General features: G+C 69.3%; 24 protein-coding genes, 1 pseudogene and 1 riboswitch. Of the genes and pseudogenes, 7 read left to right on the top strand and 18 right to left on the bottom strand.

All coding sequences use genetic code 11. From position 1 onward, the window contains the following. Positions 1 to 12 precede the first annotated feature (12 nt). From ACFE87_RS21485 to ACFE87_RS21455, 7 genes are all read right to left on the bottom strand, one after another. Positions 13 to 420: a septal ring lytic transglycosylase RlpA family protein gene (locus ACFE87_RS21485; RefSeq protein WP_375461717.1), complete on the bottom strand. Its 408-nt coding sequence runs from the start codon at positions 418 to 420 to the stop codon at positions 13 to 15. A gap of 765 nt (positions 421 to 1,185) precedes the next feature. Next, positions 1,186 to 1,812, bottom strand: coding sequence for a thiamine phosphate synthase (locus ACFE87_RS21480; RefSeq protein WP_375461705.1), 627 nt, complete (start codon positions 1,810 to 1,812; stop codon positions 1,186 to 1,188). Between the two features lie 133 nt (positions 1,813 to 1,945). Next, entirely contained in the window at positions 1,946 to 2,725 is a 780-nt protein-coding gene (locus ACFE87_RS21475) for a thiazole synthase (protein ID WP_375461704.1), read from the bottom strand. Positions 2,726 to 2,736: 11 nt separating this feature from the next. After that, on the bottom strand, positions 2,737 to 2,934 hold the full coding sequence (gene thiS / locus ACFE87_RS21470) for a sulfur carrier protein ThiS (RefSeq protein ID WP_375461703.1): 198 nt from the start codon (positions 2,932 to 2,934) through the stop codon (positions 2,737 to 2,739). Beyond that, complete coding sequence (locus ACFE87_RS21465) at positions 2,925 to 3,941, bottom strand: FAD-dependent oxidoreductase (RefSeq protein WP_375461702.1); 1,017 nt, start codon at positions 3,939 to 3,941, stop codon at positions 2,925 to 2,927. Before ACFE87_RS21465 ends, thiS begins: the two co-directional genes overlap by 10 nt. Beyond that, positions 3,929 to 4,042, bottom strand: a riboswitch (TPP riboswitch). (Overlaps the previous gene by 13 nt.) Before the next feature lie 55 nt (positions 4,043 to 4,097). Then, a complete protein-coding gene (locus ACFE87_RS21460; RefSeq protein ID WP_375461701.1) occupies positions 4,098 to 4,301 on the bottom strand; it encodes a hypothetical protein in 204 nt (67 codons plus the stop codon). Continuing rightward, positions 4,298 to 5,074: an N-formylglutamate amidohydrolase gene (locus tag ACFE87_RS21455; RefSeq protein ID WP_375461700.1), complete on the bottom strand. Its 777-nt coding sequence runs from the start codon at positions 5,072 to 5,074 to the stop codon at positions 4,298 to 4,300. The genes ACFE87_RS21460 and ACFE87_RS21455 overlap by 4 nt, the downstream gene beginning before the upstream one ends. A 95-nt stretch (positions 5,075 to 5,169) precedes the next feature. Between ACFE87_RS21455 and ACFE87_RS21450 the strand changes: the two genes are divergently transcribed. Both ACFE87_RS21450 and ACFE87_RS21445 read left to right on the top strand, forming a co-directional pair. After that, the gene (locus ACFE87_RS21450; protein WP_375461699.1) at positions 5,170 to 6,084 is read left to right on the top strand and encodes a transglutaminase N-terminal domain-containing protein; all 915 of its coding nucleotides are present in this window, start codon (positions 5,170 to 5,172) and stop codon (positions 6,082 to 6,084) included. A gap of 25 nt (positions 6,085 to 6,109) precedes the next feature. Continuing rightward, positions 6,110 to 6,928 (top strand): transglutaminase family protein, encoded by an 819-nt coding sequence (locus tag ACFE87_RS21445; protein WP_375461698.1) that lies wholly within the window; start codon positions 6,110 to 6,112, stop codon positions 6,926 to 6,928. A 159-nt stretch (positions 6,929 to 7,087) separates the two neighbouring features. On the opposite strand, the gene ACFE87_RS21440 is transcribed toward ACFE87_RS21445, so the two are convergent. The 4 genes from ACFE87_RS21440 to nth form a co-directional block, all read right to left on the bottom strand. Next, positions 7,088 to 8,017 carry a cupin-like domain-containing protein gene (locus ACFE87_RS21440; RefSeq protein ID WP_375461697.1) on the bottom strand — a complete coding sequence of 310 codons (930 nt, stop codon included), beginning with the start codon at positions 8,015 to 8,017 and terminating at the stop codon, positions 7,088 to 7,090. Positions 8,018 to 8,088: 71 nt separating this feature from the next. Continuing rightward, positions 8,089 to 9,315, bottom strand: coding sequence for a GNAT family N-acetyltransferase (locus ACFE87_RS21435; protein WP_375461696.1), 1,227 nt, complete (start codon positions 9,313 to 9,315; stop codon positions 8,089 to 8,091). After that, positions 9,300 to 10,628, bottom strand: coding sequence for a lipopolysaccharide biosynthesis protein (locus ACFE87_RS21430; protein ID WP_375461695.1), 1,329 nt, complete (start codon positions 10,626 to 10,628; stop codon positions 9,300 to 9,302). Before ACFE87_RS21430 ends, ACFE87_RS21435 begins: the two co-directional genes overlap by 16 nt. 164 nt (positions 10,629 to 10,792) lie before the next feature. Continuing rightward, on the bottom strand, positions 10,793 to 11,563 hold the full coding sequence (gene nth, locus ACFE87_RS21425; protein ID WP_375461694.1) for an endonuclease III: 771 nt from the start codon (positions 11,561 to 11,563) through the stop codon (positions 10,793 to 10,795). Between the two features lie 20 nt (positions 11,564 to 11,583). Between nth and ACFE87_RS21420 the strand changes: the two genes are divergently transcribed. Then, positions 11,584 to 12,090 carry a DUF2244 domain-containing protein gene (locus tag ACFE87_RS21420; protein ID WP_375461693.1) on the top strand — a complete coding sequence of 169 codons (507 nt, stop codon included), beginning with the start codon at positions 11,584 to 11,586 and terminating at the stop codon, positions 12,088 to 12,090. A 40-nt stretch (positions 12,091 to 12,130) separates the two neighbouring features. Here the strand turns inward: ACFE87_RS21420 and ACFE87_RS21415 are convergent, their stop codons facing one another. The 7 genes from ACFE87_RS21415 to ACFE87_RS21385 form a co-directional block, all read right to left on the bottom strand. Next, positions 12,131 to 12,535 (bottom strand): RidA family protein, encoded by a 405-nt coding sequence (locus tag ACFE87_RS21415; RefSeq protein ID WP_375461692.1) that lies wholly within the window; start codon positions 12,533 to 12,535, stop codon positions 12,131 to 12,133. Beyond that, complete coding sequence (locus ACFE87_RS21410) at positions 12,532 to 14,157, bottom strand: AMP-binding protein (RefSeq protein ID WP_375461691.1); 1,626 nt, start codon at positions 14,155 to 14,157, stop codon at positions 12,532 to 12,534. Before ACFE87_RS21410 ends, ACFE87_RS21415 begins: the two co-directional genes overlap by 4 nt. Further along, the gene (locus ACFE87_RS21405; protein ID WP_375461690.1) at positions 14,154 to 15,320 is read right to left on the bottom strand and encodes an acyl-CoA dehydrogenase family protein; all 1,167 of its coding nucleotides are present in this window, start codon (positions 15,318 to 15,320) and stop codon (positions 14,154 to 14,156) included. The genes ACFE87_RS21410 and ACFE87_RS21405 overlap by 4 nt, the downstream gene beginning before the upstream one ends. Continuing rightward, complete coding sequence (locus ACFE87_RS21400) at positions 15,313 to 15,774, bottom strand: endonuclease domain-containing protein (RefSeq protein ID WP_375461716.1); 462 nt, start codon at positions 15,772 to 15,774, stop codon at positions 15,313 to 15,315. The genes ACFE87_RS21405 and ACFE87_RS21400 overlap by 8 nt, the downstream gene beginning before the upstream one ends. A gap of 76 nt (positions 15,775 to 15,850) precedes the next feature. Continuing rightward, positions 15,851 to 16,687, bottom strand: a complete 837-nt coding sequence (locus ACFE87_RS21395; RefSeq protein WP_375461689.1) for an enoyl-CoA hydratase family protein — start codon at positions 16,685 to 16,687, stop codon at positions 15,851 to 15,853. Then, entirely contained in the window at positions 16,684 to 17,148 is a 465-nt protein-coding gene (locus tag ACFE87_RS21390; RefSeq protein WP_375461715.1) for a MarR family winged helix-turn-helix transcriptional regulator, read from the bottom strand. The genes ACFE87_RS21395 and ACFE87_RS21390 overlap by 4 nt, the downstream gene beginning before the upstream one ends. A 52-nt stretch (positions 17,149 to 17,200) precedes the next feature. Continuing rightward, positions 17,201 to 17,968, bottom strand: coding sequence for an SDR family NAD(P)-dependent oxidoreductase (locus tag ACFE87_RS21385; RefSeq protein WP_375461688.1), 768 nt, complete (start codon positions 17,966 to 17,968; stop codon positions 17,201 to 17,203). A gap of 198 nt (positions 17,969 to 18,166) precedes the next feature. Between ACFE87_RS21385 and ACFE87_RS21380 the strand changes: the two genes are divergently transcribed. From ACFE87_RS21380 to ACFE87_RS21365, 4 genes and pseudogenes are all read left to right on the top strand, one after another. After that, entirely contained in the window at positions 18,167 to 19,336 is a 1,170-nt protein-coding gene (locus ACFE87_RS21380; RefSeq protein ID WP_375461687.1) for an ABC transporter substrate-binding protein, read from the top strand. A 38-nt stretch (positions 19,337 to 19,374) separates the two neighbouring features. Beyond that, positions 19,375 to 19,830: a cupin domain-containing protein gene (locus tag ACFE87_RS21375; RefSeq protein ID WP_375461686.1), complete on the top strand. Its 456-nt coding sequence runs from the start codon at positions 19,375 to 19,377 to the stop codon at positions 19,828 to 19,830. 17 nt (positions 19,831 to 19,847) lie between these two features. Then, positions 19,848 to 21,089 (top strand): flavin-dependent oxidoreductase, encoded by a 1,242-nt coding sequence (locus tag ACFE87_RS21370; RefSeq protein WP_375461685.1) that lies wholly within the window; start codon positions 19,848 to 19,850, stop codon positions 21,087 to 21,089. Then, positions 21,086 to 21,194, top strand: a pseudogene (locus ACFE87_RS21365) (branched-chain amino acid ABC transporter permease); the annotation flags it as partial. The gene ACFE87_RS21370 and the pseudogene ACFE87_RS21365, both read left to right, overlap by 4 nt.

Below are 21,194 nucleotides of genomic sequence, written 5' to 3'. Positions count from 1 at the left end.
ACCAAGCGGCTTCTACTCGGAACTGACGAGCTGGACCCGGGCCAGGCCTCCGATCCCGAGCGCCTGGGCGGAGGCTTTCGACAGGTCGATGACGCGGCCATGCGCGAAAGGCCCGCGGTCGTTGATGCGGACGATCACCGACCGGCCGGTCTTCGGATCGACGACCTTCACCTTGGTCCCGAACGGCAGGTAGCGGTGGGCGGCGGTCAGCGCATTCTGGTTGAAGACCTCGCCGCTCGCCGTTCGGCGGCCATGGAAGCCGGGCCCGTACCACGAGGCCACGCCGGCCTGGAGGGGGCGTTCGGGCTTGCCGGGTCCTGGCTCCTGAGCGGCTACGGCGAAAGCCGGCCAAGCCGCCGCCGCGAAGGCTCCGGCCTCGCTCCAGGCGGGAGCAGCACCGGCAGGCGTGACCTCGACGATGCCGGGCAACGCCACACCGTCGGCAAGCCGAGATTCGGGAAAGGACGGCCGCGGCGGAGGCCGGATCGCGAGGCGTGACAAGGTCGTGTCCCGAGCGGCCGCGGCCCGAATGACCTCCTGCACGGGGGAGGGCGCCGGCGCAGGCGCGCCGGTCCCTAGACGAGGATCGAACTGGAGGCTCGCAGGTATCGCGGCGAAGGCGGGCCGGAGCCCGAAGGGAGAGGCCAAAGCCGATGGTGGACCGAAGATCGCCTCGGCCGTGAGCGCATGCGTGCCGGGCGGCGCGGCCGGGGCCACCTCCGGCCCGATCTCGGCGATCGCCAGAGGCAGGTCCGGCACGGGCAGGATCACGAGAACCGGCTCAGCCGTCAGCGCGGCTGAGGGCGTCGAGGATGCGACCGGCAGCGAGGCATCCATTGCCGCGCGCTGCAGCGACGTCGAAGCCAGAAGCGCCGTGGCGCCCAGGGCCACGGTTCCGGTAGACCAGGCGATGAGAGCTTTCGCGGCCATCGCCGCATTCTGTACAATGATGGACGGATTTCAAGCAAGCTCGGCCGAACGGGTAGTAGCGGCACCGGAGCCGTCTCCAAGACCGTATCCAGTACAGGTCGGACGAGGTTCGAATGCAGAGTCGAATTTTAATGCTTTTTTAAGCATACATCGCGAAATCAGTGCGGGAACGTGAGTGTTCCTCTGCAGAATACCCGGTCCGTAATGCGGATGTGTCGCTTGTGATGACGCGCCGGTACGCGGTTCGGCCGCGTTCTAGACTGCGGCTTGGGCCTGCCGGGTGTAGGCGAGCCAGTCCTGGACGCGCCGCTCCGGGTCGGCCGCCTGGGTGACATCGCTGACCACCGCGATCGAATCAGCGCCGGCCGCGAACACGCCGGGGGCGCGCTCCAGCGTGATTCCCCCGATCGCAACCAGCGGGATCGATCCGATCCGGCGCTTCCAGACGCCGATCCGGTCGAGTCCCTGCGGCGAGAAGCGCATGGCTTTCAGCGTCGTGGGGTAGATCGGCCCGAGCGCCACATAATCCGGCGCGTGGGCGAGGGCGGTTTCGAGCTCGTCCTCGTCATGGGTCGAGATGCCGAGCGTGAGGCCGGCCCGGCGGATCGCCGGCACGTCGGCCTCGGCGAGATCCTCCTGGCCGAGATGCAGATGCGACGCCCCGGCCTCGATCGCGGCCCGCCAATAATCGTTGACGACGAGCCGCGTCGCCGTTCCGGCTATGACGGCAAGCGACGCCGTCACCAACCGGAGGGCCTCGTCATGCCCGAGGTCCTTGGCGCGGAGTTGCACCGTGCCGATCCCGAGCCGCACGAGCCGCTCGACCCAGGCCAGGCTGTCGACGACGGGGTAGAACCGGTCCGGGTAGGGGAGGGCGCTCATCCGGCTAAGGGTCCTGATGCTCTCCGCTCATGCCAGCGCAAGCCGGCATCCACTCCCAGGCACCTGTGCGCTGGACGGGCTGGGTCCCGGCTTCCGCCGGGATGAGCGGGGGTGGGTTTCAGCAGGGCGAGCCTCATCCGGCTGCGTGCCAGAACGGAGTCCCGACGACCGGTGTCGAGGGCGAGGCGAAGTCGCGTTGCGGCATCAGCCCGGCCTCATGCGCGAGACGTCCCGCCTCGACCGCGAGCGCGAAGCCGCGCGCCATGGCGACCGGGTCGTCGGCCTTGGCAATGGCGGTGTTGAGGAGGACGGCGTCGTAGCCGAGCTCCATCGCCTCCGCGGCATGGGAGGGAGCGCCGAGCCCGGCATCGACGATCAGGGTGACGTCGGGAAGGCGCGAGCGCAGCGTCTGGAGCGCAGAGCGGCTCACGATGCCCTGGCCGCTGCCGATCGGCGAGGCCCAGGGCATCACGACCCGGCACCCGGCCTCGACGAGGCGCGAGGCGACGCTCAGATCCTCGGTCGTGTAGGGAAAGACCTCGAACCCGTCCCGGCACAGGATACCGGCGGCCTCGACCAGACCGACGACGTCCGGCTGCAGCGTCTCGTCGTCTCCGATCACCTCGAGCTTGATCCAAGGGGTCGCGAACAGCTCGCGCGCGAGCTCGGCCGTCGCGACGGCCTCCTTCACGGTCCGGCAGCCGGCAGTGTTCGGCAGCACCTTGACGCCGAGCGACTGGATGATGCGCCAGAACGCATCGCCGCTGCGTCCGCCGCCCGCCTCCCGGCGCACCGACACGGTCACGATTCCGGCGCCGGAAGCCTGGATTGCCCGTTCCATCACGGCGGGGGATGGATAAAGCGCGGTGCCGACGAGGAGGCGCGAGGCGACCTCCTGACCATAAAGCTGCATCACACCGCTCCTCACCCGCCCTGACGAGGCGTGACGACTTCGACCGCATCGCCCTCCGCCAACTCGATATCGGCCCAGCGAGCCCGGCGCACGACCTCCTGGTTCACGGCGACGGCGAAGAAGGTACCCTCGTAGCCGAGTTCCGCGAGGAGGTCGGGGATGCGCGTTGCGCCGACCTCGGCCGGCTCGCCGTTGACGGTCAGGACCATCGCATCACCTCGTTGTCCCGAATTCCCGACAAGACGTAATTCGCCACCACCTCGCCCAGGGCCGGCGCCATCAGGAAACCGTGCCGGTAGAGTCCGTTCACGGCGATGCGCTGGCCCTTCACTTCGATCCGGGGGGCATGATCCGGAAAGGCGGGCCTGAGGGCGGTGCCGAGCTCGACGATGCGGGCCTCGCCGAAGGCTGGATGAAGCGCATAGGCCGCAGTCAGCAATTCCAAGGCGGAGCGGACGCTGACACCGGACGTGTCCTCGCTTTCGATCGTGCTCGCCCCGATCAGGAAGCGGTCACCCGGGCGCGGAATGACGTAGAGCGGCCAGCGCGGGTGCATCAGCCGCACGGGGCGGCGCAGCGCGATCTCGGTCGTCTCGACCAGCACCGTCTCGCCCTTCACGCCCCGCAGCTCGGGCAAGGCGTCGCGGGCGGCGATCCCGCGGCAATCGACGACGAGGCCCGGCGCGGTCGTCGGGTCCACGGCGGAACCGAAGCGGATCGGAACTCCGCGCCGGGTCAGTTCGGAATGCAGAGCCGGGAGCACGGTGCGGGGTTCGACATGACCCTCGTCGGGGAAGAACAGCCCGGTCCGGAACCGGCCCGCCAGAGCAGGCTCGAGATTCCCGATCTCGGCCTCGCTCACGGTCCGGTGCCCGGATGTCTGGCGCGCGAAACGGTCGAGGTCGCCCCGATCGCGCGGATGCGAGACGACGAGGGAGCCGAGCAGCGAGGTCTCGGGCAGGTGGCGCCGCCACAAGTCGATCGAACGACGGCCGAGCCGGACGACGATCGGCTCCGCACCATCGCTTTCGCAATCGGGGGCCAGCATACCGCCGGCCCAGTAGCTGGTCGAACGCGACAGCGAGGGATCGTCGCGCTCATGGAGGCTGACCGGGAGACCGGCCTCGCTAAGCATCAAGGCCGCCCAGGTGCCGCAGATGCCGGCCCCGATGACGGAGACGGCGTCCGACGATGGCGAAGGCTCTGTGTCGCTCATTCCGTCCCTCCGCCGATGCGAGTCGGATCAGGTTCAAAGGGTTCGGGCCGAACCTTGGTTCGGCGCCGTCTCAGCCCGGCCGGGCACCCCTCGGATCGTCTTAATGTGTGCGGGCACAGGGGATTTCACAACCCCGCCCCAAGCCGACCCCGAGTCTCACGATCCGAACTGCGCGCCGAGCTGCTCCAGGTATTCGGCCACGTCGAGATGCTCGAACATCTTGCCGAAGGTGAAGGTCATCCCGGGCTCGACGGAGAGAGTACCGTCCGGCGTCACGATGCTGACCGCCTCGATGCAGCGCCAGGACCCGTCCGGCTGCCGCTCGAAGGCCTGCAGGATGTGGATGTTGTCGCTCGTCATCGTGCCTCTACCCCGTCGAGCGCCCGCGGCAGGAGCCGGACGAGGCGCTCCGCCCATTCGGCCTGCCCATCCTCCCCGCCGATGAGATCCTGCCGGATCTCGATCCCGACATGGACGATGCCCCGGCGCTCGCCATGGACCGGGATCGTGTAGTCGGTCTCGTCCGATACGGAATAGGGCTCGTTATCCCCGACGACGAGTCCTGCCTCTCCGCTGAGCAGGTCGCGCAGGCTGCGGGCCAGGCGCGCATCGCGGCCGTAGAGGGTGCCGATATGCCAGGGCCGGGACTCGCCGAGATAGGTCGGCGTGAAGCTGTGCATGGCGACGAGCACCGTCTCGCGTCCGCCGCGCTTGCGGCCCTCGAGCGTGTCGTCGATGGCGTCGTGGTAGGGCTGGAAGATCTCCCGCCGCCGCGCCTCCCGGTCGCTCTCCGGCAGATCGAGGTTGCCCGGGATCGGCGTCGCCTCGCTGAGCACCGGGATCGAGTTCGGCACCATTGGCGGCCGGTTGCAGTCGATCACGAGCCGCGAATAGAGCTGCTCGACGAGGGTGGCGTCGAGCGCCTCTGACATGCGGCGCGACACGGCCGCGACCCCGATATCCCAGGCGATGTGCCGGTCGAACTCGGATTCGGCGAGCCCGAGCTGGCCGAGGCGGCGGGGCACGCGGCGCCCGGCATGGTCGCAGGCCAGCAGGATGGGCGAGCGGCCGTCGGGTCTGTGGAGCGCGACGGGCGACGGCTCGTCGGGTCCAAGAAGTGTCTCGCCGCTCATCACCGCCCGGTTCTCGCGCCCCGGTCGCCGGCGGCCAGCGTGATGTAGCGCAACTGGCTCGGAACCTGCTACCCCGAGGCGAGGCCGGAGACGGGATGGGTATCTTCAGGGTCAGGCACGAAACGACGTACCGGTATCGGTCCGTCGTCGCGCTCGGGGAGCATCGGCTGATGCTTCGCCCGCGCGAGAGCCATGACCAGCGCATCGTGGAATACGCGATCGAGATCCGTCCCGAGCCGACCGCCTTCGGCTGGTCTGAGGACGCGTCCGGCAATCTCGTCGGCTCCGCGCGGTTCGGCCGGAGAACCAGCGAATTGTCCGTCGTCGCCACGATGGGGGTCGACCACACGCCGTTTCGCGAGGCAGCCCTCGCCATCGCGGATCACGCCCGCACCTGTCCCTTCTCCTACGGCGCGGAGGAGATGCCGGATCTGGCCCGCTTCATCGAGCGCCAGCATCCCGACCCGCAGCATGCGGTCGACGGCTGGGCGAAGGCGATCCTGGCCGAGGATCCCGAGCGCGGGACCTGGAGCTTCCTTGCCCGCCTCAACGCCACGATCCGGCGAGACTTCGCCTATCTCCGGCGGGAGGAGGCCGGCATCCAGGCTCCGGCCCAGACGCTGCATCTTCGGCGCGGGTCGTGCCGCGACTTCGCGGTCCTGATGGCGGAGGCGGTCCGGACGCAAGGGATGGCGGCCCGTTTCGTGTCCGGCTACCTCCACGTTCGCTCCACCGACGAGAGCGCCCGGCGCGCCGGGGGTTCCACCCATGCCTGGCTGCAGGTCTACCTGCCTGGCGGGGGCTGGATCGATTTCGACCCGACGGGCGGGGCGGTCGGCAACGGCGACCTCGTCCGGGTGGCGGTCGTGCGCGACCCGGACCAGGCGGCCCCGCTCGCCGGAAGCTTCTTGGGCTTTCCGAGCGATTTCATCGATATGTCGGTTACAGTGGACGTCACGGCAGAGAGGTCGCGGCGGTCCGAAGCAGAAGCGCCGGCGGTGGCCGCATGAGCTTGGGCCGGCCTGGAGGAGCGCCATGAAGATCCGTTGCGGCTACGAGATCACCTACGACGTGCGCTCACCCTCACCGATGATCCTGATGCTGAACGTCGCCCCGGACCGCGAGCGGGATGTGGTCGAGCGTGTGGACGAGGTCGCGTTCTCTCATCCCGTCCGGCACAGCGACTATCGCGACATGTTCGGGAACCGCTGCGTGCGTCTCGTGGCCCCCACCGGCACCCTCGTCATCACGAACGATTTCGTCGTCACTGATAGCGGGCTGCAAGACGAGTTCGCGCCGGACGCCGTCCAGCACGCGGTCGAGGACTTGCCGTCGGAGGTGCTCGTCTACCTCTTGGGCAGCCGGTATTGCGAGACGGACCGCCTGTCCGACACGGCCTGGTCGCTGTTCGGCAACGTCCCGAAGGGCTGGCCGCTGGTCCAGGCCATCGTGGCCTATACCCACGAGCGGATCACCTTCGGCTACCAGCATGCCCGCGCGACCAAGACCGCCTTCGAAGGCCACCAGGAGCAGAAGGGCGTGTGCCGGGACTTCGCCCATCTCGCGGTCACGCTCTGCCGCTGCATGAACGTGCCGGCCCGCTACGCGACCGGCTATCTCGGCGACATCGGCGTGCCGGTCGACGAGAATCCGATGGATTTCTCGGCCTGGTTCGAGGCCTATCTCGGCGGCCGCTGGTACACGTTTGACGCCCGCCACAACAAGCCCCGGGTCGGCCGAATCGTTATGGCCCGCGGCCGCGATGCGACGGATGTCGCGATCGTCACGAGCTTCGGCGCCTGCAACCTGACCGGGTTCAAGGTGATCACGGAAGAGCTGAAAGAGGGCGCTTAGCCGCTCTCCCCGTCATCCCCGGGCTCGCCTACGGCGAGAACCCGGAACTCACGGAAGGGCGACCGACAGGAAGGCTGATCTGCGGTTGTGTGAGCCGTGGGTTCCGGGTCTGCGGAGCAGCACTGAGTGCTGCACCGCGCCCAGGATGACGTGGGTGGCTCAGCCCTTTCGGGCCTGCAGGTAGTAGTTCGCGTTCCGCCCGAACAGCAGGCCCCGCAGCATCGCGCGAAGCCGGTCGCTGCGGCGGAGCGGCTCGAGCGGAGCGCGGGCGGCCGTGTAGGCAGCGGCCTTGGCCCAATCGAGGGCGGGGCTCATGCCCGGCGGCTTCTGCGGCATGCCCCATTTGCGCAGCAGCGCGTTGACGAACAGCACCTTGTTCGAGCGCCGCACGGCCGGCGACTTCCAGGTCACCGCCATCGAGATCGAATAGCTGTCGCCCGTCTTGACCCAATGCGGCCAGAGATAGGGGACGAAGCAGCCGTCGCCGGCCTTCATCGTGAAGACGGTCGCGCGGTCTTCGAAATCCGGCCGATAGGGCAGGTTCCTGTGCATGGAGGGCGTCACCTCGAAGGCGAGGTCCGGCACGACGGAGCGGTCCTGGTTGTCGATCACGTGGAAGAACTTGTCGCCGTGGATCTGGACGAAGAAATTGTCCTCGGGATCGGAATGGAAGGGCGTCGTCGCGTTCGGCGAGGAGACGAAGACGAAGCCTTCGAGATGAGTGAAGCCGGCATCCGCGGCGTCGCGATGGCCCATGTCCCGGGCGACACCGTCCAGGACCTCGCGGAGCAAAGCCGCATAGGCCGGCATGCGCTCCACGCGCTTGAGCACCAACCAAGCATTCGCCTCCTTGATCCGGCGAACGACCTCGATCGCAGCCATGTCGACGAGGGGCGTCTCCTCCGGCTTCTGGTCAATGCCGACCTTGCCGGAATTATACTCGATCCCGTCGGGCGGCATCTGCCCGGCGAGTTCGACGAGCTTCTCGAGCGAGAAGAGGGGGTGGTCGGCAAGATTGTGCCGCGTCGCGAAAGGCCGCTCGGGGAAGGCCTTGCGGGCCTCCTGGTCCAGCTCGATCAGCGCAGTCATGTCGATCTCCCTCGTGCCGGCCCCTTCGCCGTGTCCCGGAGCGAGATAGCGCGCGTTCTTTCGCCGAAACCCTAAGCCGCGGGTTCCAAGCCGGCCTTCCTGCCGGTTTCGTTAGCGCCGGGTGGACGAGACCTCGACAATTTCGTGGCATAGCGCTTGGCGCGCACGATGGCGCCTTCGCGAAGCGTCTCGAAGGCGAGTGCGGACCGGAAGGCGGGGCCGCCGCCCGGTCGTGTCGCTACCAGGAGGGACGCGACCCGGAAGCGCCCCGTCCAGAGCCGGTCGATCATCGGGTGATCCGCGACGGCGACCGAGTCCGCCTCGTCCAAAGAGGGGTCGTCCAGGAGGTGGGCGGTGAGGTCGAGGGTCAGGAGCAGCCCGGGCGAGAAGCGGGCGAGCGCCTCGTCATAGGCCGTCTTCACGTAGAAGGCGCGGCGACCGGCGATCATGACGAGGCCGGCCGCGATCGCGCGCCCGTCGAGCCGGAGCGTCGCGACCCGGTAAGAGCGGTCGCGCATCCCGGCCGCGATCTCGCGAAAATAGGCGCTGGCTCCGGCCGCGCTCCCGAGGTCCGTGCCGGCGCGGCCCTTCCACCCCGCGGCCTCCAGCGCGATGAACTCCTCCGTCGCGGCCGTGACGTCCTCGGGCAAGTTGGCCACGCAGAACGTCAGCTTGCCCTGCTCGCCGAGGCGCCGCCGCTGCCGCTCGGCCTCCTTGCGGCGGCGAGTCTCGAGCGTCGCCCGAAAATAAGCCTCGCTGCCGAGGCGGCTGTCGAGGAAGGCGCGGCCATGGCCGCCGAGCTTTTCGACCGGCAGGCCACCGGTGCCGGCGGCCTCGACCAGCGCGGCGGCGACCGGGCCGTCCTCGCTCAGGAAGGGGAGGAGAATGCCCGCGGCTCCGACCTGCGCCAAGCCAGCCAGCATGGCGGCCCAAGTCTCGTCCGGTCGATCCGGATCGACGAGCGGCGTCGAGAGTGGCCCGTAGAGTTCAGGCGCACGCCGGATGGGGAACGGGTTCAGCACCCGGCCGCGCGGGCGTAGCACCGGCAGGAGGCCGACCAGGCGGCGCGTCTCGCCATCGCCGCGCCAAGCGACGAGGAGGCGAAGATCCGCGCCCCCAGGCAGATGGCGCGAGCGAGCATTCAGCGCGTCGGCCGTGAAGAAGGCGTTGGGCTCGAGCGCCCGCGAGGAGAGGTCGTCCCAATGAGGACGGAAGGCCGGCCACTCCCCCAGGGCGAGGAGCTCGGCCGAAAGACCCGGCGGGACGGGCCAGGGCCGCGACATCAGGCGGGCCGCCATCTGGGGATGACCGTCATCCGGATCCCGAGCCGGCGCTTCGCCGCGACGAACAGCAGCGCGGCCTTGAAGGCCATGGCGAGCGACGTTCCGAGCGCCGCCCCGACCGGCCCGAGTACCGGCGTGAGAATGAGGCAGAGCAACAGGTTGGCCAGGAAGGCGCAGGCATACACGAAGGCCGCCGCCCGGCCGTGATCGGCCATGGCCAGCGCCCGGTCGGCCGGGCCGACGACCGCGCCGGCGACGAGCCCTGCCGCCAGGATCGCGACGATCGGGGCGCCTGCCGTAAAACTCGGGCCGAAGAGAGCGAGAAGCGGGACCGCGAGCGCCGAGAGCGTGGCCGCGACCGCGAGGGTCGGCCAGAAGGTCCAGCGCACCGTCTCGCCCGCGAGGCGGGCCATGCCGTCCCGGTCGCCCCGCGAGACCTGGGTCGCGAACCGGTGAGCGCTCGTGCTGGACACGCCGTAGGAGACGAAGGAGGCGATCGCCACGATTTTGGTCGCGGCGAAATAGGGGGCGATCTCCTCCGGCGGGACGAAGAGCTGCATGACCAGGATGTCGGTCGCGCCGAGCAGAAGCATGAACCCGACTTCGCCGAGCAGCGGCCAGGAAACCGTCGCCCAGCGGCGAAGGTCGGTTCGGCTCGGCCCGGCGGGCGCCATCCGGGCGAGCCGCCGCTGAAGGGCGATACCCTGGCCGGCGGTCGTGAGGAGAACCGCGAGTCCGGTCGCGACCATCACGGTCGCGGCGGTGCCGGGTTCACCCACGGCCCACAGCCCCACGACGAGGGCGAGCAGGAGAGCCGGCCGGACGAGGTAGTCGGCTGCCAGGCCCAGCACCGCGAAGCCGCAGGCGCGGGCGATGCCGGTCTGGATGTCCATCAGCACGTAGGCCGGGAGGACGAGAAGCGTGATCGCCGCGACCGGCCAATAGGGACCGAGCAGGCCTGGCGAGGTCGACAGAAAGGCGACGGCCGCGAGGGCGCCCAAAAGGCTCGGCATGGCACCGAGGCGGCGCGAGCCGGTCAGGAAGCCGCGCAAGCCCGGTCCGTCGTCTCGCTCGCGGTATTCGGGAACGAGCTTCGAGGCCGCGAGCGGCAGGCCGAGCGAGAGAATGCCGCCGGCCACGAGCAGCCACGTCCAGGCGGTCGAATAGATGCCGTAATCCCGTTCGCCCATCCAGCGTGCCAGCAGGACCTGCGTCACGAAGCCGAGCCCGGCATTCAGCACCCGGGCCGCGAAGGCGCCGACGGCGAAACGGCGGGAGAGCCCCGCCTCGCTCCGGTCGCGAAGGATTGCGACGAGTCGGGCCGCCAAGGCCGTGGGGACCGGACTCCTCTCGATATCGCTGATGCCTGCCATCAGAGGCGCTTAGCAGGGCAGGATGAACAATCGGTTCGAGCGAACGACGTCACTCTCGTCATTCCGGGGCCGCGAAGCGGAGCCCGGAACCCACGAACCGCACCACGGCCGGCGTTTCGTCAGCCGTGGGTTCCGGGTTCGGTGCTCTGCATCGCCCCGGAATGAAGATCCGACAATGCGACCGTCTTCGCCGGATAGCGGCAGAGGTCACGGATGATGCAACGCGGGCAGTCCGGCACCCGCGCCTTGCAGGTGTAGCGCCCGTGCAGGATCAGCCAATGGTGGGCGTGGCTGAGATAGCGGGCCGGAATGCGCCGCTCGAGTTTCGCCTGCACCTCGTCGGGCGTCGCCGCGATGACGATCGGGATGCGGTGGGATACCCGGAAGACATGCGTGTCGACCGCGATCGTCGCCTCGCCGAAGGCGTTGTTCAGCACCACCGAAGCCGTCTTGCGGCCGACCCCGGGCAGGCTCTCCAGGACAGCGCGATCCCCGGGCACGAGGCCGCCATGCTCCTCGATGAGGCGGCGAGACAGCGCGACGACATTCTTCGCTTTGGTGCGGAAGAGGCCGATCGATCGGATGTAGTCGGTGACCCGCTCCTCGCCGAGCGCCACCATGGCGGCCGGCGTGTTCGCGGCGCGGAAAAGCGGACCGGTCGCGAGGTTGACGCTCTTGTCGGTCGCCTGGGCGGAGAGCACCACGGCGACCAGGAGGGTGTAGGGATCGGTGTAGTCGAGCTCGCCGCGGGGGTTCGGCTCGGCCTCCTCGAAGCGCCGCATGATCTCGAGCAGCGTCGCATCGTCGACCGGCTTCGGCAGGCGAGGGGACCGGCGGCCTCCGCCGGCCGCGCCGCGCTTCGTGATGAGAGGCGGCTTTCGGTCGGCCATCGGAGCGTTATATTCGGCCCATGATCACCGGCAAGGCGGAGCGGTTCGACGACCCGGCGGGAGACCCCGTCTTCTCTGCCGTGATCACGCCGCATCGGTCGCTCGGCCCGGAGGGGTTCCGGGTGCTGATGGTGGGGATCAGCCTCGTCGCCGCGCTCGTCGCGATCCGGTTCATCGCGCTCGGCTTCTGGCCGGTGACCGGCTTTCTCGGCCTTGATGTGGTCGGCCTCTACATCGCCTTCCGGGTGAGCTACCGACGCGCCCGCGCCTTCGAGGAACTGACGCTCACGCCATTGGAACTCATGGTCCGGAGCGTGACCCATCGCGGCCAGGAGCGTGAATGGCGTTTCAACCCGCTCTGGACGCGCCTCGTCCGGGAGACGCACGAGGAATTCGGCCTCCAGCGCCTGGCGCTCGTCTCGCGCGGACAGCGCATCGTGATCGGCCGCGAGTTGTCGCCCGGAGAGCGGGCGCATTTCGCGGACGAGTTCGGGGCGGCGCTGAGTCGGGTGAAGCGCGGGGTGTGAGCCGGCCCGCTTCTCCCGCAAGGGGAGAAACGGGCGTGCGTCAGTCGGCGACCGCGGTCGCCTCGATCTCGAGCAGCGCCTTCGCCTCGACCAGCCTGACGACCTGCACCACCGCCATAGCTGGAAAGTACCGGCCGAAGACCTCGCGATAGGCGCGCCCGAGCGCCTTTGGGTCCGCGAGGTAGTCGTCGATGCTGAGGACGTACCAGGTGAGCCGCATCAGATGCTGCGGTCCGGCACCGGCCTCGGCCAGGATGGCCGCGATATTCTCGAAGGCCTGCCGGGCCTGGGAGACGAACCCGTCCGGGAAGTGCTCGTCCCGGTCCCAGCCGACCACCCCTCCGGTGACGATCCAGCGGCCGCTCGCCGCCATGCCGTTCGCGTAGCCCTTCGGGACGGGCCAGCCGGGCGGCTGCAGCAATGTCGGGCGTCCGTCGGCGCTCATCTGGCGACCTCCGCCGCCATGCGGCGCAGTTCCACCCGCTGCAGCTTGCCGGAACTCGTCTTCGGCAAGGCATCCAGGAAGGCGACCGCGCGAGGATATTTGTAGGGCGCGACCTCGGCCTTGACGTGCTCCTGCAGCGCCTTCGCGAGGGCGGGGTCGGGCGCATGCCCCGGGGCCGCGACCACATAGGCCATCACGATCTGGCCGCGCTCCGGGTCGGGAGCACCGACAACCCCGCATTCGGCGACCGCCGGATGGGTGAGAAGCGCCGCTTCCACCTCCGGCCCGGCGATGTTGTAGCCGGCCGACACGATCATGTCGTCGGAGCGGGCCTGGTACCAGAAATAGCCGTCCTCATCCTGGCTGAAACTGTCGCCCGGCAGGTTCCAGCCATGCTGGACGTAGAGCTGCTGGCGCGGATCGTCGAGATAGCGACAGCCGACCGGGCCGCGCAGCGCGAGGCGGCCGACGGTGCCGGGCGGCAGGTCGCGCCCCTCCGGATCCACGATCTTCGCCTCGTAGCCCGGGATGGCCTTGCCGGTGGAGCCCGGCCGAATCTCGTCCTCGGTCGCGCTGATGTAGATATGCAGCACCTCGGTGCCGCCGATCCCGTCGATGAGCCGGATGCCGGTCGCGTCGCGCCAGGCCTCCCAGGTCGATTTCGGCAGCGTCTCGCCGGCCGAGACGCATTTTCGCAGGGAGGAGATGTCGTGGCCGGGGAGACGCGGAATCATCGCCCGATAGGCGGTCGGGGCCGTGAAGCAGATCGTGGCCCGGAACTGCGCGATCGCGGGCAGGAGGTCGTCCGGCCCGGCTTTCTCGACCACGACGAAGGAGCCACCGATCCGCATCGGGAAGAGCACGATGCCGAGCCCGAAGGTGAAGGCGAGCGGGGCCGAGCCGATGAAGCGGTCGGACGGCTCGGGCCTGAGGACCATCTGCGAGAAGCCGTCGCAGACGGCCAGCATGTCGCGATGGGCGTGCATGCAGCCCTTCGGCTCGCCCGTGGTGCCGGACGTGAAGGCGATCAGGCAGATGTCGTCCGCCGCGGTGTCGACCGCCGTGAAATCCGGGCTCGCCCGCTGGACGAGGCGCTCAAGCGAGTGCTCGCCGCCATTGCCCCAGTAGACGACGCGCTCGAGCCCCGGCGTCGCGGACCGGGCCTTCTCCATCTCGTCGGCGAGCGTGCCGTCGCAGAGCGCGACCGCGATCTTCGCCTTGTTGATCGGGTAGGCGATCTCCTTCGCCCGGAGCAAGGGCATTGTGGCGACGACCACGAGGCCGGCCTTCAGGCCGGCCAGGTAGGTCGCGACCATCCAGGGATTGTTGGCGGCCCGCAGGAAGAGCCGATTGCCCGGCACCATCCCGAATTCGTGCACGAAGACGTTGCAAAGCCGGTTCACCCGCTCCTGCAGCTCGCGATAGGTGAGGTTTTCCGTCGGGCTGAACAGGCAGGGCGCGTCGGCACGACCCTCCTCGACCCACCGGTCGAGCAGCGGCACGACGCAGTTCAGGCGCTCGGGATAGCGATAGGCCGGGTGGTCGGTCAGCATGACCGGCCATTGCTCCGGCGGGGGCAGGTGGTCGCGCGCGAAAGTGTCGAGATGGGCGAAGGGGGTCATGCCAACCTCCGCAGCAAATCCCGTGCGATAACGATCTTCTGCACCTCCGTCGCGCCCTCGTAGATGCGGAGCGCCCGAACCTCCCGGTACAATTCCTCGACTTTGACGCCCTTCGTGACGCCGAGGCCGCCGAAGATCTGCACGGCCTTGTCGACCACCAGCTGGGCGCTTTCGGTCGCGTGCATCTTGGCCATCGCGGCCTCGCGGGTGACGCGAGGCGCGCCGCCGTCCTTGGTCCAGGCGGCCCGGTAGACGAGGAGGGCGGAGGTATCGACGGCGGTCGCCATCTCGGCGAGCGCCGCCTGGGTCAACTGCAGATCGCCGAGGGGCGCGCCGAAGATGTGCCGCGAGCGGGCATGGCCGAGCGCCTCGTCGAGGGCGCGGCGCGCGAGCCCGAGCGCGGCCGCGGCGACGGTCGAGCGGAAGACGTCGAGCGTCGCCATCGCGATCCGGAACCCGTCGCCCGGGCCGCCGATCCGGTTCGCGACGGGGATCCGGCAGCCGTCGAAGCGAAGGCGAGCGAGCGGATGCGGGGCCACGACCTCGATCCGCTCGGCGATCGTCAGGCCGGGCGCGTCGGCATCGACCACGAAGGCCGAGAGCCCCTTGGCACCGGGACCATCGCCGGTGCGGGCGAAGACGACGTAATGGTCGGCGATGCCGCCATTCGAGATCCAGGTCTTCTCGCCGTCGAGCCGGACATGGGCATTGCCGTCCGGCACGGCCGTGAGCCCGAGCGCGGCCACGTCGGAGCCGGCCTCGGGCTCCGACAGCGCGAAAGCCGCGATCCGGGTCCCCTCGGCGACGGCAGGCAGGTAGCGCTCCCGCTGCTCGGGCGTGCCGAACAGCGTGATCGGCCCGGTGCCGAGCCCCTGCATGGCAAAGGCGAAATCGGCGAGCCCGCTCTCGTAGGCGAGCGTCTCCCGGGCGAGGCAGAGGGCGCGCACGTCGTAGACGGGCTCCCCGCCGTCGTGTCCCGGCACGGCCGCGCGAAGCCAGCCGCCTACGCCGAGCGAAGCAACCAGCCGCCGGCAGCTGCCATCGGTGTCGTGATGATCGACCAGCGGCGGCACGGTGGCGGCCGCCCAGGCGGCGAGTTCGTCCCGGAAGCGCCGATGCCGCGGCTCGAAGAACGGCCAGGACAGGAAGGTCGTGTCAGGCATCCTGCCGCTCCGGAACATCACCGCCTGATCCCTCCCCTCGTCGAGGGGAGGGCCGACTCGCGCGGAGCGCGAGCGGGGTGGGGTGCACGCCGCATCGCGGGACGAGACGCGCGTAGATCGTTTCGAGAACGACCTGCTTTTCGCGATCGACCTGACGATTGCTGAACCGGAGGGTCTCGTAGCCGAGTTCGGCCAGACGTCGATCCCGCGCCTCGTCTCGGAGAAGCCCGGGTGCTAGCCCGTGCTGCTCTCCGTCGACCTCGATGACGAGCTTCGCCCGCTGGCAAGCGAAGTCCACGATGAAGCAGTCGATCGGAACCTGACGCCTGAGGTGGAAGCCGGTCGGAACGATCGCTTCCCGCAGCCAATTCCAGAGCTTGACCTCCTGCGGCGTCATTCGCTTCCGCAGTGAACGACCTCTTGCGATGCTGCGCGGCGAGCGGCCGGACCCCACCCCGGTTCGCGCCTCCGGCGCGACTCGGCCCTCCCCTCGTGGAGGGGAGGGATCGGGCGGCTTGCGTCCGTCCACCTCAATTCCCCTCGAAGACCGGCACGCGCCGCTCGGCGAAGGCGCGGTAGGCGCGGGTGAAATCCTCGGTCGTCATGCAGAGGGCCTGGGCGATCGCCTCGGCCTCGATCGCCTCCTCGACGGACATGGCCCATTCCATGGCCAGCATGCGCTTCGTCATCGTGTTCGCGTAGGTCGGGCCGGAGGCGATTTCGCCGGCCAGCCGCTCGGCCTCGGCAAGGAGGGCATCGCCATCCACAAGGCGCGAGAAGAAGCCCCAGCGCTCGCCCTCTTCGGCCGTCATGAATCGCCCCGTGTAGAGGAGTTCGGAGGCGCGGCCCTGGCCGATGAGGCGGGGGAGGATCGCGCAGGCGCCCATGTCGCAGCCGGCGAGCCCGACCCTGTTGAACAGGAAGGCGACCTTCGCGCGAGCCGTGGCGAGGCGGATGTCGGAGGCCATCGCGATGATGGCGCCGGCTCCCGCGCAGATGCCGTCCACGGCTGCGACGACCGGCTGCGGGGCCGCCCGCATCGCCTTCACGAGTTCGCCCGTCATGCGGGTGAAGGCGGTGAGGCCCTTCGTGTCCATCGCAACGAGCGGCCCGATGATCTCGTGCACGTCGCCGCCGGAGGAGAAGTTGCCGCCCGCGCCCGTGACCACGACGACCTTTACGTCGTCGTCCTTGGCGCAGGCCCAGAAGAAGTCGGCGAGCTCGCGGTAGCTCTCGAAGGTGAGCGGGTTTTTCCGCTCGGGCCGGTTCAGGGTGACGGTTGCGACCCAACCCTCGACGGAGAGCCGGAAATGCTCGGGCTCGTAGGACGAGAGCGGCAGGGTCACGGCATTGGCCGGGCGGGTCACGGCATCTCCCCTTGGCAGGCCTCTCGCACCGAGCCCTTCGCCCGTCCGAGGAGGTTCATGAGTTCGTCCTGTCCGCCGGATCCGAGCCCGGCGAAGAGGCTCGCGATCCAGCCCTCGTGGGCCTTCGCCATCTCGGCGAAGGCGGCGCGGCCGGCGGCCGTCAGGCTGATCACCTGGGCGCGCTTGTCCGTCGCGGAGGCGCGGCGCGCGACGTGACCGGATTCGACCAGCCGCTCGACGAGGCCGGTCAGGTTGCCGTTCGACACCATCATCCGGCGAGAGATGTCCGACAGGGTCAGTCCGCCCGGCTCTTTCTCGAGCTGCGCCATCAGGTCGAAGCGGGGCAGGGTGACCCCGAAGCTCTCGCGCAAGCGTCGGCGGATCTCGGCCTCGATCATGGTGGTGCAGGTGAGGAGGCGGAGCCAGAGCCGCACCTCGGCGCGATGGTCGGACGGCCGCATCGCGGCCTTCGTCTCGGCATCGATCGGGAGGTCGGCCGGGAGCCCGTCCACCTCAAACCTCCCCGCCGGCGACCGCGACGGCCTGGCCCGTGACTGAGCCGGCCCGCTCGCCGCAGAGCCATAGCACCGCATCCGCCACCTCGGACGGCGCGACGAGACGGCCCTGCGGGTTGTGCCGGGTGAGCTCCGACAGGGCATCCTGGCGCGACCGGCCAGTGTTTCGCACGATCTCGTCGAGCGAGCGGGTGACGAGATCGGTATCCGCAAAGCCGGGGCAGACCGCGTTGACGGTGACGCCGGTGCGGGCCGTCTCGAGGGCGAGCGACCGCACGAGGCCGAGGACCGCGTGTTTCGCCGCGCAATAGGCGGTGACGTAGGGATAACCCTTGAGGCCGGCGGTCGAGGCGACCGCGACGATGCGGCCAAAACCGCGTTGCTGCATGGCGCCGAGCGTCGCCTGTACGGCGTGCACCACGCCCATGACGTTGAGGCTCCACATGCCGGCGAAGTCGTCAGGGGCCGTCCGGAGGAAAGGTTTCGACACCGCCGCCCCGGCATTGGCGACCAGAAGGTCGATGGGACCCCGCTCGGCGGCGGCCAGCCGGATCTGCGCCGCCATCGCGTCACGGTCCTGCACGTCGGCCACGGCGAAGCCATGCGCCTCGCCGGCCTGGACGACGGCGTCGAGCGCCTCCGCATCGCGTCCCAGCACGGTGACGGTGGCGCCCGCGGCCGCAAGCGCCGCCGCGATCGCCCGGCCGATCCCCCGGCTGCCGCCGGTGACCAGAGCGTGGTGACCCGCGAGCGATCCTCCCGCCATCGACGTGGCTCCGGCTGCCTCCCGCGGGCTTGCGGGACGGCCAAGCGTTATTTTAAGCTTCAAACATCTCGAGGCAAGCGCCGGCAGGGTCTCGCGATCGCGGCACGGTTCTTGGACGGGATGGACAACGCCCTTGCGGCGTGGACAACGTGGGGCGTCTGGTCGAATTCCGGCGCGCCAGGACGGGAGCTCTCGGTGATGAAAGCGGCAGCACGAACACTCGGCCTTGCGGCCTCGCTCGCCTTCGCGGCCGGGGGCGCCGCCGCCCAGGACAAGGTGAAGGTCGGACTGATCCTCACGCTCTCCGGGCCCTCGGCCGTGCTCGGGCAGCAGGCCCGCAACGGCATGGAACTCGCGATCAAGGATCTCGGCGGCAAGTTCGGCGGCAAGGAGGTCGAACTCGTGGTCGTCGACGACGAGCTGAAGCCGGATGTCGCCGTGACCAAGGTAAAAGGCCTGCTCGAGCGCGACAGGGTCGAATTCGTCATCGGACCGATCTTCTCGAATGTGCTGGGCGCGATCGTGAAGCCCGTGACGGATTCGCAGACCTTCCTGATCAGCCCGAATGCCGGCTCCTCGGCGCTGGCCGGCAAGAACTGCTCGCCCTTCTTCTTCTCGACCTCCTACCAGAACGACCAGGTTCACCAGATCTCTGGCAAGGTCGCGCAGGACCGCGGATACAAGACGGTGTATCTTCTCGCGCCGAACTACCAGGCCGGCAAGGATGCCGTGGCCGGCTTCAAGCGCGACTACAAGGGCCAGGTCCTCGAGGAATCCTACGTCCCGCTGAACAATCTCGATTTCCAGTCCGAGCTCGCCAAGATCGCCTCGATGAAGCCGGACGCCCTCTACACCTTCATGCCGGGCGGCATGGGCGTGAATCTCGTCAAGCAATATCGGCAGGCCGGTCTGACCATGCCGGTCCTGTCCTCCTTCACGGTGGACGAGGCGACCCTGCCGGCGCAGGGCGAGGCGGCGCTCGGCATGTTCGCGGGATCGAACTGGGCCCCGGATCTCGACACGCCGCAGAACAAGAAGTTCGTGGAATCCTATCTCGCGGCCCACAAGGCGGTGCCGGCGACCTATGCCTTCCAGGCCTATGACGCGGCGCTCCTGATCGACTCGGCCATGCGCGGCCTGAAGGGCGATCTGTCGAACAAGGATGCGACGCGGGCCGCGCTCCGAAAGGCGGACTTCACCTCGCTCAGGGGCCCCTTCAAGTTCAGCCCGAACGGGTTCCCCGTCCAGGATTTCTACCTGACCAAGGTCGGCAAGCGCCCGGATGGGAGATACGAGACGCAGATGGTCGAGAAGGTCTTCTCGAACTATGCGGACCCGTATGTGAAGGAATGCCCGCTCACCAACTGACGCCTCAAGGATCGACCGAAAGCCTGGGAGAGATGACGATGCGAGGCGAGACGGCCGGGATCACGACAGCCAATGCCGGGCTGGACGGGATCAGCTGGAACATCCTCGGCCAGACCTACGTGCCGAAGACCCTCACGGACGACAGCTTCTCCTGGCACGCCACCTTCCCGGACGGCACCTTCGTGCCGCCTCATATCCACTCCCTCCAGGACGAGTATCTTTACATTCTGGAGGGCCGGCTCGACTTCTGGCTGAACGGCCAGGACGCGTCCGCCACGCCGGGCGACCTCGTGCGGCTGAAGCGGGGCGAGCCGCACGGCATCTTCAACCGCTCCGGTGCGACCGCGAAGAGCCTGTTCTGGGTCTCGCCGACCGGCACATTGTTCGAGCTCTTCCAGGGCATCCACGGCCTGCCGAAGCAGGAGCCGGAGGCGGTCGTGGCACTCGCCGCCCGGCACGACGTCAACTTCTTGCCGCCGCCGCCCGGCGCTTGACCGGGGCGGAGCAGAGCGTGAAGGCGATCATCGTCGGCGGCGGGATCGGGGGCCTCACGACCGCCCTCATGCTGCACGCGCGCGGGATCGCGGTCGAGCTCTACGAACAGGCGGATGCGATCCGGGAGCTCGGGGTCGGCATCAACACCCTGCCGCATGCGATCAGCGAACTCGCCGAACTCGGCCTCCTCGACGACCTGGATCGCGTCGCGATCAGGACACACGAGCTGATCTACGCCAATTGCTTGGGGCAGGAGGTCTGGCGCGAGCTGCGCGGGACCGCGGCCGGCTTTCGGGTACCGCAATTCTCCATCCACCGGGGGCGGCTGCAGAGCGTGATCCATGCAGCGGTCGTCGACCGGCTCGGTCCCGCTGCCATTCGGACCGGATGCCGCCTCACCGCCTTCGAACAGGAAGAGGCAGGCGTCACGGCGCGCTTCGTCGATCGCGACAACCGCAACGCGGGGTCTGGCCGAGGCGACGTGCTGATCGCGGCCGACGGCATCCATTCAGCCGTGCGGTCACAGCTGTTTCCGGACGAGGGCCCGCCGGCCTGGAACGGCCGTGTCCTGTGGCGCGGGGCGACGGATTGGCCGGCCTTCCTCGACAGCCGGTCCATGATCGTGGCCGGCGGTATGAGCGCAAAGCTCGTCATCTATCCCATCGCGGACGGATCGGCCCCGCACCGGAAGCTGACGAACTGGGCCATCGTCGCCGCCATCGGGGCGGCCGGGCCGCCGCCGCGCAGGGAGGATTGGTCCCGGCGTGCCCGGCGCGACGAGATCGCGCCCTTCCTCGACCGTTTCGCTATCCCGTATGTGGACGCCCGGGCCCTGATCGAGGCCACGGCGGACGTGTGGGAATACCCGATGTGCGACCGCGATCCGCTGCCGCGCTGGTCGCATGGGCGCGTGACGCTGCTCGGCGACGCCGCCCATCCGATGTATCCGGTCGGCTCGAACGGGGCGAGCCAGGCCATCCTCGACGCGCGCTGTCTCGCCGACGCGCTCGTCGCGGCCGGGCATCCGGCCCAGGCGCTCGCCGCCTACGAGGCCGAGCGCCTGCCGCTTACGGCCGCGATCGTCCACGCGAACCGCTCCGGCGGCCCGGAGCGCGTGATCGATGCCGTCGAGGAGCTTGCACCCGACGGGTTCGGCGATGTCGAGGCGGTGCTTCCCTATGCCGAGCGGGAGGCGATCGTACGCGGCTATGCGCGCCGCGCCGGCTTCACCCCGGACCAGGTCGGCCGCGCCGCGTGACCCCGACCCTCCTCGCTCTCCAGGCCCTGAACGGCCTCCAGTTCGGCCTCATCCTGTTCCTGATCGCGGCCGGGCTGACGCTGATCTTCGGCGTCATGGACTTCA

Origin of the sequence: uncultured Enterovirga sp., from assembly GCF_964242715.1 — a bacterium.
GTDB lineage: Bacteria > Pseudomonadota > Alphaproteobacteria > Rhizobiales > Beijerinckiaceae > Enterovirga.
The sequence above is the reverse complement of the archived record's forward strand: the minus strand, read 5'-3'. Positions and strand labels throughout refer to the sequence as shown.